9 protein-coding genes are annotated in these 12065 nt (G+C 71.9%); 3 read left to right on the forward strand and 6 right to left on the reverse strand.

Going from position 1 to position 12065, the window contains the following annotated elements; all coding sequences use genetic code 11:
- A partial coding sequence (locus QL985_RS05850; protein ID WP_290147612.1) for an acyltransferase family protein occupies window positions 1–1022 on the forward strand: 1022 nt, incomplete at its 5' end.
- Between the two features lie 135 nt (window positions 1023–1157).
- Here the strand turns inward: QL985_RS05850 and lysX are convergent.
- The 4 genes from lysX to QL985_RS05870 form a co-directional block, all read right to left on the reverse strand.
- Window positions 1158–4583, reverse strand: coding sequence for a bifunctional lysylphosphatidylglycerol synthetase/lysine--tRNA ligase LysX (gene lysX, locus QL985_RS05855; RefSeq protein WP_311199817.1), 3426 nt, complete (start codon window positions 4581–4583; stop codon window positions 1158–1160).
- Complete coding sequence (locus tag QL985_RS05860) at window positions 4580–5485, reverse strand: alpha/beta hydrolase (protein WP_082019329.1); 906 nt, start codon at window positions 5483–5485, stop codon at window positions 4580–4582. The genes lysX and QL985_RS05860 overlap by 4 nt, the downstream gene beginning before the upstream one ends.
- Window positions 5486–5607: 122 nt before the next feature.
- Window positions 5608–6498, reverse strand: coding sequence for a formyltetrahydrofolate deformylase (purU, locus tag QL985_RS05865; protein ID WP_035885375.1), 891 nt, complete (start codon window positions 6496–6498; stop codon window positions 5608–5610).
- Window positions 6499–6764: 266 nt separating this feature from the next.
- The gene (locus QL985_RS05870) at window positions 6765–7265 is read right to left on the reverse strand and encodes a nucleoside deaminase (RefSeq protein WP_019310805.1); all 501 of its coding nucleotides are present in this window, start codon (window positions 7263–7265) and stop codon (window positions 6765–6767) included.
- A gap of 113 nt (window positions 7266–7378) precedes the next feature.
- On the opposite strand from QL985_RS05870, the gene QL985_RS05875 reads away from it, so the two are divergent.
- Together QL985_RS05875 and QL985_RS05880 are read left to right on the forward strand one after the other, a co-directional pair.
- Window positions 7379–7942, forward strand: coding sequence for an AAA family ATPase (locus tag QL985_RS05875; RefSeq protein WP_081477475.1), 564 nt, complete (start codon window positions 7379–7381; stop codon window positions 7940–7942).
- Between the two features lie 223 nt (window positions 7943–8165).
- The gene (locus QL985_RS05880; protein WP_290147614.1) at window positions 8166–8606 is read left to right on the forward strand and encodes a DUF4190 domain-containing protein; all 441 of its coding nucleotides are present in this window, start codon (window positions 8166–8168) and stop codon (window positions 8604–8606) included.
- 221 nt (window positions 8607–8827) lie between these two features.
- Here QL985_RS05880 and QL985_RS05885 read toward each other — a convergent pair whose 3' ends face one another.
- Window positions 8828–10477 carry a thiamine pyrophosphate-binding protein gene (locus QL985_RS05885; protein ID WP_019310802.1) on the reverse strand — a complete coding sequence of 550 codons (1650 nt, stop codon included), beginning with the start codon at window positions 10475–10477 and terminating at the stop codon, window positions 8828–8830.
- Window positions 10474–11919 carry a sodium:solute symporter gene (locus QL985_RS05890; protein ID WP_039102105.1) on the reverse strand — a complete coding sequence of 482 codons (1446 nt, stop codon included), beginning with the start codon at window positions 11917–11919 and terminating at the stop codon, window positions 10474–10476. The genes QL985_RS05885 and QL985_RS05890 overlap by 4 nt, the downstream gene beginning before the upstream one ends.
- Between the last annotated feature and the right edge of the window lie 146 nt (window positions 11920–12065).

Below are 12065 nucleotides of genomic sequence, written 5' to 3' on the forward strand. Positions count from 1 at the left end.
CGCGGGGCATGGCCGCGGGGGAGTACGTGCGGGAGCGGACCCTGCGGCTCGTGCAGCCGGCCGCCGTGCTGTGGTGCGCGCTGGCGCTCGGGGCCGCAGCGGCGCTCGTGGCGGGCGCGCCGCACGAGCTGGTGACGTTCGCGCTGTCCGGGATGGGGATGGCGCTGTGGTTCCTGGCCGCCTATCTGATCTGCCAGGCCCTGGCACCCTGTTTCATGCGTATGCATGAGCAGATGGGGTGGGTGTGGTGCTGGTTCCTGCTCTCGGGCACCGTGGCCGTGGACCTGATCCGCATGGCCACCGGGCAGCAGTGGTGGGGGCTGCTCAACATGGTGTTCGTGTGGCCGCTCGTGCAGCAGCTGGGGTTCTTCCGCGCGGACGGGTGGTTCGCCGCGCGGTCCCGGGCGACGCTCGTGGCGCTCGCCGCCGGGTGCTACGCGCTGCTCGGGCTGTGCGTGGCCTCCGGTGCCTACGCCCCGGACATGCTCACCAACCTCAACCCGCCCACGGTGTGCATGGTGCTGCTCGGGGTGGCGCAGGCGTGCCTGCTGGAGGTCTTCTCGCCGGCGCTGCGCAGCCTCATGCGGTGGCGACCCGCGCAGACCGTGGCCCACGTGGTGGGCTCCCGCGCCCTGACCATCTACCTGTGGCACCTGCCGCTGGTCGTGGCGGTCATGGCCGCGTGGTTCCTCGCGGGAGGGTACGACCCCGCTCCCGGCTCCGCCGCCTGGTGGTGGCTGCGGATCCCGCTGGCGGTGCTGTGCTGGGCCGTGGTCCTGGCCGTGGCCACCGCGCTACGGCGGGTCGAGGCGGCGTCGACCGCCCCGTGGGGGTCCCGCCCCCTCGCCCTGTCCTGCACGGCGGTGGCCGTGGGGGTGGCGTGCGCCGCGGTGCCGCCGCTGTGGGAGATCGTCACGCTGCTGACCGTGCCCCTCACGGTGGCCGGGGCGGTGGGTTCCGTGGTGGCCGTGGTGCTGCTGCGCAGCGGGCGGGTGGCCCGGGGCAGCTCGGCCCGCTCCTGAACCGGTGCCATCCGCTCGGGGAGACGGCGCGGGGCTCCCACAGGGCGTGCTGCGGGAGCGTCCCCGGGCCGATAAACGGCCGCCGCCCGCGGTGTGCTCCGTGGGCGGCGGCCGGTCACGCGAGGGTCGGACGCGTCAGCGCTGCTCGTTCGGGCGGGTGAACGGGAACGCCAGCGTGGCGCGGATGTTGGTGCCCGTGAGCATCATGATCATCCGGTCCACACCGATGCCCAGGCCGCCCGTGGGGGGCATGGCGTACTCCAGGGCGGTGAGGAAGTTCTCGTCCACCTCCATGGCCTCCGGGTCACCCGCGGCGGCCTTGTAGGACTGCTCCGTCAGGCGGTTGCGCTGGTCCACCGGGTCCACCAGCTCCGAGTAGGCCGTGCCGATCTCCGCGCCGAACGCCACCAGGTCCCAGCGCTCCGAGAGCCGCGGATCCGTGCGGTGCGTGCGCGTCAGCGGTGAGGTCTCCAGCGGGAAGTCCGTGTAGAACACCGGCAGGGTGGTCTGACCCTCCACCAGCTCGTCGTAGAGCTCCAGGACCACTTCACCGGAGGTCATCTCCTCGCTCCAGTGCACACCGTGGGCGTCCGCGACGGCGCGCACCTCCTCCACCGGGGTGGCGGAGGTGAGCACGGTGCCGGTGGCCTCGGAGACCGCCTGGTGCACGGGGATCACGGGCCACTCGTGGTCCAGGCGGATCCGCTCCTCCCCGCCGTGGCCGTCCGGGCGCACGGCCACGGGCTCGCCGTGAATGGCCGTGGCGACCTCGATGATGAGCTCCCGGGTGAGCTCCCGCATGGTGTTGTAGTCGCCGTGCGCCGCGTACGCCTCCACGGAGGTGAACTCGGGGTTGTGGATGGCGTCCGCGCCCTCGTTGCGGAAGTTGCGGTTGAGCTCGAAGATCTTGTCCATCCCACCCACGCACAGGTGCTTGAGGTAGAGCTCCGGGGCGATGCGCAGGTACAGGTCCGCGTTGTACGCGTTGATGTGGGTGCGGAACGGGCGAGCGCTCGCGCCGCCGTGCACGGCCTGCAGCATGGGGGTCTCCACCTCCATGTAGCCGCGTTCCATGAAGGACTGGCGCATGGCGGCGATCCCCCGTGAGCGGGCCCGCAGCAGCCGAGAGGACTCCTTGTTCACGATCAGGTCCAGGTAGCGCTGACGCACACGGGCCTCGGGGTTGGTGAACCCGGTGTGGGGGCTCGGCACGGGCCGCAGGGACTTGGACGCCATGGCCCAGGAGGTTGCCAGCAGGGACGGCTCCCCGCGGCGGCTGCGGCCCAGGGTGCCGGTGACGGACACGTGGTCACCGGCGTCCACGGCGCGCCGCCACAGCGCCAGCAGCTCGGGGCTCACGGCGGAGTCCTCCAGGACCACCTGCAGCCGCACGTCGTGCTCCTCGATCACGGCGAAGACGACGCCGCCGAAGTCCCGCAGCTCGCGCACGCGCCCTCCCAGCGAGACGGGCTCGGTGACCGTGGCCTCCGCGCCCTCCTCGATGATCTGCCGTGCCCGTTCCAGGGACATCGTGTAGGGCACGCCCACGGGGTAGGGCTCCATGCCCGCCGCGCGCAGCACATCCAGCTTGTCGTGGCGGACCCGCTGCTGCTCCGTGAGGTGGCGTACCGGGCGGGGCGGGGTGAGCAGCTCGCGGTCCTGCTCGAGGGAGAGGTCCGCGAGCCGCACGGGCGTGCCGCCGGGCCCCGCGACGAGCGCCTCGCCGTCGTGCCCCGGACGCGGTGAGCGGCCCGGCAAGAAGCCTTCCGCGCGGCCGGCCGCGATCCCGATGTGAGGGAGGTTCGCGGCGGAGTCGTAGCACACGAAGCGGGCGTCCCAGCGGGGCAGGTACTTGGCGTTGGCCTCGTACAGGGACTCGAGCTGCCAGAAACGGTTGCCCCACGTGAGCACCCGGTCCGCGAGGCGCACGCCCACGCCGGCGCCCACCTTGTCCGCGCCGGTGAACACGGAACGGAACATCGCGAAGTTGAGGGAGACCTCGCGCACGCCCAGGTCCCCGCCCTCCTCGGCGAGGGCGGCCACCATGGCCTCGTTCACGCCGTTGGGGGCCTCGGGGGAGCGGCGCATCAGGTCCAGGGACAGCCCGCGCGTGCCCCACGGGACGAAGGACTGCAGCGCGACGACGCGGCCCTCGGCGTCCCGCACCAGCACGGCCACGCTGCGCCCGTCCGTGCGGTCGGCGAGCCGGTTCAGGGCCATGGAGAAGCCGCGGTCCACCTCGTCCCCGCGCCACTGCTCGGAGAGCTCGACGATCTGCTGCATGGTGGTGGCGTCCAGCTGGCTGTGGCGCTGCACGGTGATGGTGCAGCCGGCCTCGCGCACACGGGCCACAGCGCGCTTGACCGGGCGCATCGCGCGGCCCTCTAGCGTGAACGTGTCGGTGTCCAGGACGGCCTCGTCGCCGAGCGGGCGGGCCCGCAGACCGGCCTTCACGTACGCCTCGGCGCCGGTCTCGGAGGCGGACAGCACCCCCATCCGCCAGGCATGCTCGCGCCCCTCACGCAGCCACGTGGCAATCGCGTCCTGCCACGCGTCCGGATGACCCAGCGGATCGCCGGACGCCAGGCAGACGGTGCCGATCACCCGGTAGGACACGGCCGCACGCCCGTCTGCGGAGAAGATCACGGACTTGTCCCGGCGGGTGGCGAAGTACCCCAGCGAGTCCTGGCCGCCGTTCGTGGCGAGGAGCCTGCGGACGTGCAGCTCCTCCTCGGGGCTCAGGACCTCGGCCCGCTGGGCGGACTGTGTGAACCGCCACACGGTGAAGAGAAGCACCGCGGCACCCAGGATGCCGCCCAGCGTGGCCAGCCAGTGGGGGCCCGGGGAGCCGTCCGAGATGCTGCGCGGCAGGGACAGGCCCGTGACGCTGCGGAAAGAGAACCACAGGTGCTCGATGCCGTGCAGGTGGGTGGGGACCAGCCAGGAGACCGTGAACACCAGCACAATGACCAGGGCCAGACCGCTCAGCAGGGTGAGCAGTGCCTGCCGGGTGGCCCCGCGGCGCGTGCGGGCGGGGAAGTCGCGCCGCCGGACGATGAACGCGATGATCCACGCCGCTGTGATGACGAACCCCACCCCGAGCAGGAGCCCGTCCAGGATCTCGAGCTCCGCCTCGAGGGACTCCACCGCCAGGGCGATGCCCAGCAGAACGTAGACCAGCATCTCCACGACCAGCACGCCGAGGGCGACCACCCACGCGATCCGCAGTCCACGTCGCAGTGCCGCCCCCACGATGAACAGGCTCAGGGCCAGGAACAGGTTGGGGCCGGCCGGAACGCCGAGCGCGGTGAAGACGTCGTCCACGATGTAGAGCCATTCACCCCGCGGGAACGGGATGGAGACGAGGGACCACAGGGCGGCCAGGAACACCAGCGTGCTGGCCAGACGCGGCAGGCGGTGGTGGGTTGTGTGCATGCGTGTCACTTCCTGTCTCCGGCGGTCGCACGCCGGGGCGGGGTGCTCGAATCTCTGACCGGCTTCATTGGTACCACGGACCGCAGGGGTGGTGGTCCCCCGGTCCGGGGAGGCGGTGGTCGTCACGGCCCCAGGTGCTCGAGCACCGGGGGCAGCAGCCGGGGCACCACCAGGGGGTGCACCTGGTGGCCCATGCCGGGGATGGTGAGGAAGCGGGCTCCGGAGATGGCGTCTGCGGTGGCGGGGCCACCGTCCGGGCGCACGATCCTGTCGCGGTCCCCGTGGACCACCAGCGTGGGCGCCGTGATCCGGGCCAGTGCCTCGGTGCGGTCCCCGGACGCGCGGATGGCGCCGATCTGACGACGCATCGCCGCGGCCTCGTGCCGCGGGTCCAGGCTGCGGTCCCAGTGGGCCGCCGCGAGCCGTCGCTCGTGCGCCCGGTCCACGGGGAAGCCTGTGCCCGCCAGGTGCCGAGCCATCACGAGCCGCGAGGCGATGAACGCGCCCCGGGTGCGTGCGCCGGGCAGTGCCAGCATGGCGGCCGTGGACGCGGCGACCGTTCCCACCGACGGCGCGCCCGTGGTGGAGCACAGGGAGACCAGCCGCCGCACCCGCCGGGGGTGGTGGGCCGCGAGTGTCTGGGCAATCATCCCGCCCAGGGAGAACCCCAGGACGTCCGCGCACTCCACGTCCAGCACCTCCAGCGTGTCGGCGACGTCCTGGGCCATGTCCTCCACGGTGTACTGTCCCGCGGGCAGGTTCCCGCGCAGCAGCTGCCGGGCGGTGGGTGAAGCAGAGGGCGCGCGGAAGGAGCGTCCCACGTCCCGGTTGTCGACGCGGATCACGCGGTGACCGTGCTCGCGCAGTCCGGTCACGAACTGTTCCGGCCACGAGGTGAGGTCGAAGCCGATCCCGGTCACCAGGACCAGGGGCCTGCCGGTGTCCGGGCCGTCCGTGCGGACGCACATGAACCGCTCGGGGTCCAGGTGGACGACGCGCTCTTCGCCGTCCACCCCGGGCGGGCGCACGGGGGCGGAGGGCGGAGCGGGAGGTGCCGCGGCGTCGTCGTGGTGGGCGGTGGTTCGGCGGCTGCCCGCAGGGCCCGGCCTGCCCGGTGGAACGGGGAACCGAGACCGTTGCCCGGTCGCCGTCACCGCAGAACCACGGTCTTGCCCTCGTGCAGGATCACCCGGCCCTCGCAGTGCCAGCGGACGGCGTCCGAGAGCGCCTTGCACTCGGTGTCCCGGCCCGCGGCCACGAGGTCCTCCGGCCCGTAGGCGTGGTTCACCTCCACCACCTGCTGGGCGATGATCGGCCCCTCGTCCAGCTCAGCGTTGACGTAGTGCGCGGTGGCGCCCACGGTCTTGACCCCGCGCTCGTACGCCTGGTGGTAGGGCCTGGCGCCCTTGAAGGACGGCAGGAACGAGTGGTGGATGTTGATCACCCGGCCCTCCATCCGGGTGGCCAGGGAGTCGCTGAGCACCTGCATGTACCGGGCGAGCACCACCAGGTCCACCTCGAAGCGGTCCACGAGCTCCAGCAGCCGCGCCTCCGCCTCCGGCTTGGTGTCCTTGGTGACGGGCACGTGGAAGAACGGGATGCCGTGCCACTCCACCAGGCGCTGGTGGTCCAGGTGGTTGGAGACCACGGCCACGATCTCCACCGGCAGCTCCCCGGTGCGGGCACGGAAGAGCAGGTCGTTGAGGCAGTGCTCGAACTTGGAGACCATCACCAGCACGCGGCGCCGGGCCCGGTGCTCGTGCAGCTCCCAGCGCATCCCGAACCGCTCGGCCACCGGGGTGAGATCACGCCGCAGGGCGTCCTCGGACAGCGCGCTGCCCTCCAGAGGGGCCATGTGCACGCGCATGAAGAAGTGGCCCAGGCGGCGGTCGTCGTACTGGGTCAGCTCCACGATGTTGGCACCGTGCTCCAGGAGCACACCGCTCACGGCGTGCACGATTCCCGGCTGCTCGGCGCAGTCGAGGGTCAGCACCAGTTCGGTGGGGCTGGACTCGCTGGCGGGAACCGCTCCGGACGTCATGGGCTGCGGGATGCTCACGGGTTCTCCTCGTGCTCGGTCGGTGGTTCGGAAACGGGTCGGCCGGAGCCGCAGCCCGCGCTCGTCCCAGAGGACGTCGTGGGAGGCGAACCCGGTCATGGCGCCTGGCACCAGGTGCTGCGGGCGGCGTGGGGGAGGTGCGCGGCATGATCTGCCGCCGCCCCTCACCTGTGCGCCGCAGCCGCACCTGTACGGGCCCCAGTGTCGTGGACACTGCCAGTCCCACGGGGGAGGCGCGCGGGTGCGAGTCAGTAGTCGGTACGGTCCGGGTTCGCCTTCCAGGCGTCGAAGGGCTCGGGGCAGCTCGCCACGGACACGTGGTCCACGGGAAGCATCGCGTCCCGCTGCTCGCGAGAGGCCGTGAAGAAGTCGTGGAAGGCGGCGTCGTCAAAACCGCCCCGCGCGGCGTCGTGACGATCCGCTGCGAAGCAGATCCGGCCCAGCCGGGCCCACAGTGCTGCGCAGAGGCACATGGGGCACGGTTCGCAGCTGACGTGGAGCGTCGCCCCGGACAGGTCGGGCGTGCCCAGGGCGGCGGCCGCCGCGCGGATGACGGAGATCTCGGCGTGGGCCGTGGGATCGTTCTCGGCAGTGACCCGGTTGACCGCCACGAACTCCTGCCCGTCCGCAGTGACCAGCACGGCGCCGAACGGGCCACCACCCTCGGAGGCGCTGCGGGTGGCCGCATCGATGGCGGTGCGCAGGTGCGCGGGGACCGCGTCCTGGCCGGGGGTTTTCTCGGGTGTCATGGGAGTTCCTTTCGCGCGGGGCGGTGAATGCCGTGGACACTGCCGATGGTGCCACTGCCTGTTGCGGGCGGCCCCCTCGGGGCGGTTTCGCCGGGGCCGCATAGGCTCACGGCATGGACACTCCCACGCCCGCTCCCCGCCGCATTCTGGTGGCCGGGGTCAGCGGCGCGGGCAAGACCACGCTCTGCCGGGAGATCGCCAGGCGATCCGGGATTCCCCACACCGAGATCGACGCACTGTTCCACGGCCCGGGCTGGACCCCGCGCCCCGAGTTCGTCGCGGATGTGCAGCGCCTGGTATCCCAGCCGTCGTGGGTCACGGAGTGGCAGTACGACGCCGCCCGCCCCCTTCTCGCCGAGTGCGCCGACACCCTCGTGTGGCTCGACCTCCCCTTCTGGACGGTGACGTTCCCCCGTGTGGTGCGCCGGACCGTGCGGCGCAGCCTGCGCCGCGAAGAACTGTGGAACGGCAACCGGGAAGCCCCGCTGCGCAGCATCGTCACGGACCCGGAGCACATCATCCGCTGGGCGGTGGCCACACGGAACAGCTGCCGGCACCGCATCCCCGTCCTGGGGCGCACCCACCCGGCCCTGCGCGTGGTCCGGCTGCGAACCCGGCGCGAAGTCCGCGCGTTGGTCGCCACCACCTGGCCCCTGCCCCGGCAGCGGGGGAGGTGAACAGTTCTGCCCCGCGCTCGCACCCATCGGCGCCGTGCCGGCGCCCCCCTCTGTGGCGGGCCGCGGAGCAGGGCCCGCCGCAATGGAGCGTCACTACCCCACAGGGCTGAAAGCAACATGCATAATCATTGGATGGACCCTGACAACCAGCAGCCCCAGACCCCCGACCATCAGCCCGCCCCGCAGGCGGACGTGCCACAGGCGGGCGCTCCGCAGACCGGTAATGCGCAGGCCGGCACTCCACAGCGCCGCTCAGGCCGGCGCCTGGCAGGGCAACGCCCCGCGCTACGACACCGCCCAGCACGAATCCTGGCAGGGCAACGCCGCCCACGGAGACACCTCGCAGTACTATCCGGCCGCAGGGTCGACCGTGGCGCAGCAGCCCCCCATGCCGCACCAGGTGACCGTCATGCGTCAGGCCGCCGAGCCCAAGGGCCTGTCCGTGGCCTCCATGGTCCTCGGCATCGTGAGCATCTTCCTGGGCTTCACGTTCATCCTCCCCATCATCGGGTTCGTGCTCGGCCTCGTGGGTCTGAAGAAAGAGCCCGCCGGGCGCGGGATGGCCATCACGGGTGTGGTGCTCTCCGGTCTCATCCTGGCCATCTGGGCCATCCTCATCTTCTCCGGAATCGGGCTGATCGGGCTGGGTCTCAGCAGCCAGTGACCCCGGGGCGTCCGCCCCGCCCACGGCCACGCGGCGACGAGTCGCCACCCCCGAGGGGTGGGGTGCGCCCAGGACCCGCGCGAGGGGCACAGCACCTCGAACACGAGCATGACCGCCGAACCCACGGTTCGGCGGTCATGCTCTTTCCTCGACGTTCCGGAGCAACCGGTGCAGGTGCCTGCAGCCCGGAGGTGGCGCATCCCCGTCCGGGCAGGCCCCACTCAGATCTTCAGGTGCACCAGGCTCGGGCCCTTGGTGGCGAGCGCCTTCTGCACGGTCTCCGCGAGGGTGTCCATGGTGGCGGGGAACCCGGTGGCGCCGAAGCCTTCCGCAAGCTTGACCCAGTTCGGCTGCACGAGGTCCACGGCCAGGGGGTCGATGTCCCGGTCCACCATGTTCTGCCGGATCTCCCCATAGCCCCCGTTGTCCACGCAGATCACGGGCAGGTCCAGGTTCAGCTCCACTGCGGTCATGAGCTCCTGGATGGAGAACATCAGGGCCCCGTCACCCACCAGGCACACCACCGGACGCTCCGGCGCGGCCAGCTTGGCGCCCACCGCCGCGGGCAGCCCGTAGCCCAGCGTGGCGTACGTGCCCATGTAGAGCAGCGAGTGCGGCGCGGGCGCACGGAAGAACGTGGTGGAGCCCATGTAGGTGACCTGGGAGGAGTCACCGGCCAAGATGGTGTCGTCCGGGACCACCTCCATGATGGTCTCGTTGAGCGCGGCGAGGTCCGGCGCCCACTGGCGGCCCTCCTCGTCCATGGCGTCGAAGACCTCGCGCAGGTCCCGCTCGGGGCGGGGCGCGGCGTCGGAGGCCTCGAACGCGGCGCGCAGCCCGTCGAGCAGCTGCGGCACCACCGCGGCGGCGTTGCCGGGGACCTCCACATCCGGGGTGAGGTTGCACAGCATCTGGTCGCGCATGATGTCCACGCGCACGATCGGGCCCTGCGGGGTGATGTCACCGCCCCACAGCTCGGCCTCGCCCACCTTGGAGCCGATCACGAGCAGCGCGTCCGCGGAGCGCAGGAACTCGTGCGCGGTGCTCAGCCGCAGGTCCGCGCCCAGCGAGAGCCGGTGCTTCTCCGGGATCGCGCCCTTGCCGTTGGTCGTGGTGATCACGGGGGCCTCGAGCAGCTCGGCCAGCTCCAGCAGCCGGTCCCCGGCCGCGAGCGAGCCGCCGCCGGCCAGGATGACCGGGCGCTCACTGGCCGCGAGCGCGGAGACGGCCGCGGCGACGTCGTGCTCCGGGGCGGGCGTGGGTTCGCCGAGGGGACGCGGCGCCGTCGCGGACTCGGGGACGTCCGCCGCGGTCTCCAGGATGTCCAGCGGGATCTCGATGTGGATGGGACGGGGCCGCGAGTGCGCGAAGTCCCGCATGGCGTCGTGGATCATGGTCACGGCCTCGGCGCCGGAGGTCACGCGGCGGGAGACACCCACGATCGCGTTGACGGCGGCGGAGGGGTTCTTGGTCTCGTGCAGCGAGCCGATGTCCCGGAAGTCGTGGCCCACGGGGCGCCCCGGGGACAGCAGGATCATGGGCCGGGACTCGGCGTATGCGGTGGCCGCGCCGGACAGCGAGTTCAGCAGGCCGGGACCGGAGGTGGTGATGACCACGCCGGGCAGCCCGCGCACCTGGGACCAGCCGTCCGCGCCGTAGGACGCGCCCTGCTCGTGGCGCGTGGTGATCGCGGTGATCCCGAGCTCGCGCAGCGGCCGGTAGAACTCCAGAGAGTGGGTTCCGGGGATCCCGAACACGGTGTCGATGCCGTACCCGCGCAGGGTCTCCAGCACGGCCGTGGCCACGGTGCGCTCGGGGCGCGACGCCGCCTGGGTCCCCCCGGTCTCGGGGGTGCTGTTCTCGGTGCTCATGCCTTGGACTCCTGGATGCGTCGGTTCCACTCTTCACTGATCTGGGGTGGCGTGGGCCTGGTCACCAGCGACACCACCACGAATACTACGGCCGAGCTGACGAGTCCCAGGTAGATGGGGGCGTTGGCCAGCACGCCGAAGGCGAGCATCCCCGCCACGGTGGCCACCACACCGGCGGCCATGGACCACAAGGCCCCGGCCGCGGTGCCCCGGCGCCAGACCAGCCCGCCCAGCACGGCCACGAGCAGCCCGCCCACCAGCAGGTCGTACGCGATGGTCAGGGCCACCACGGTGGAGCTGACCAGCATGGACAGTGCGGTGATCACGAGTCCGACCACCACCACGTACACCCGGTCCTTCGTCACGGAGGCCTCCTCCGAGCGGGCACGCTCCACGTCCTCGGGGGAGGCTCCGAACAGTCCACGCAGCGTGGGGACCACGTCCACGCGGGCCACGGTGGCCGCGGCGATCGTGGCGCCGGAGGCCGTGGACATCATGGCCGCGACCCCGGCCGCGAGAACGACCCCGCCCAGGCCGGCGGGCACGTGGTACTGGGCCATGGCCGCAAAGGCCTCCTCGGGCACCTCGAGGGTGGGGAGCACGGCGGCCGCGGCGGTGCCGATCAGGGCGCCGGCCACGCCGTAGACGGCCACGTACCCGGCCGCGGCCAGCCCGCCCCAGCGGGCGACCTTGGGGGAGCGGGCCGTGAACACGCGCTGCCAGATGTCCTGGCCGATCAGCATGCCGAAGCCGTAGACCACGAACTGGGTGACGATCGCCTGGAACCCCATGGACCCGGCGAAGAAGTAGGAGGCGTCCAGGCGCTCGGTGATCCCGGACCAGCCACCCCCGGCCGCGAGGGAGAAGGGCAGCAGGATCGCGAAGATCCCGATGGTCATGAACACGAACTGCATGAGGTCCGTGAGCGTGATGGACCACATCCCGCCGAGCACCGAGTAGGCGATCACCACCACGCCGCCCAGCAGGATGGCCCACGGCCGGGAGATGGGGAACAGCACGGAGAAGATCGAGGCGTAGGCCGCGGTGGAGGTCACGGCGATCATCACGGTGTACGCGAGCATCACGAACGACGACGCCGTGGCGCCACCGCGCGCGCCGTAGCGCAGCTGCAGCATCTGGGAGACCGTGAACACCTTCAGCGACTGGATGCGCGGCGCGAAGAAGAGGCTCAGCACTGCGAGCCCGGTGGCGATGGCCACCACGAGCCACATCCCGGAGATCCCGTACTGGTAGCCCAGCCCCACACCGCCCACGGTGGAGGCACCGCCCAGCACCACGGCAGCCATGGTGGAGGTGTAGAGGCCCGCACCCAGACGACGCCCGGCCACGCGGTAGTCCGTGGCGGTGCGCGCACGGCGTGCGGCCCACAGCCCGATCACCACCATCGCGGCCAGGTACAGCACGATCACGAGCACGTTCACGGAGGTTCTCCTCGGGCAGGGGGCAGGGTGCCGCGCGTCCTCATCCGGCTGCGTTTCCGGGCGGGTGCGTGGCGTTAGGGTTTATGGACCAGGTCACAAAAACTAGCACCGCGACGATCGGTCGCAGCACCAGGGGCCCCAGCGAC

Origin of the sequence: Kocuria sp. APC 4018 (genome assembly GCF_030407675.1) — a bacterium.
GTDB lineage: Bacteria > Actinomycetota > Actinomycetes > Actinomycetales > Micrococcaceae > Kocuria > Kocuria rhizophila.

What these genes read in the sequence shown, in the direction of transcription:
- QL985_RS05875 (WP_081477475.1), top strand. Translation starts at nt 7,379, where the DNA reads ATGGACACTCCCACGCCCGCTCCCCGCCGCATTCTGGTGGCCGGGGTC.
- QL985_RS05880 (WP_290147614.1), top strand. Translation starts at nt 8,166, where the DNA reads ATGCGCAGGCCGGCACTCCACAGCGCCGCTCAGGCCGGCGCCTGGCAG.
- QL985_RS05870 (WP_019310805.1), bottom strand. Translation starts at nt 7,265, where the DNA reads ATGACACCCGAGAAAACCCCCGGCCAGGACGCGGTCCCCGCGCACCTG.
- purU (WP_035885375.1), bottom strand. Translation starts at nt 6,498, where the DNA reads ATGACGTCCGGAGCGGTTCCCGCCAGCGAGTCCAGCCCCACCGAACTG.
- QL985_RS05885 (WP_019310802.1), bottom strand. Translation starts at nt 10,477, where the DNA reads ATGAGCACCGAGAACAGCACCCCCGAGACCGGGGGGACCCAGGCGGCG.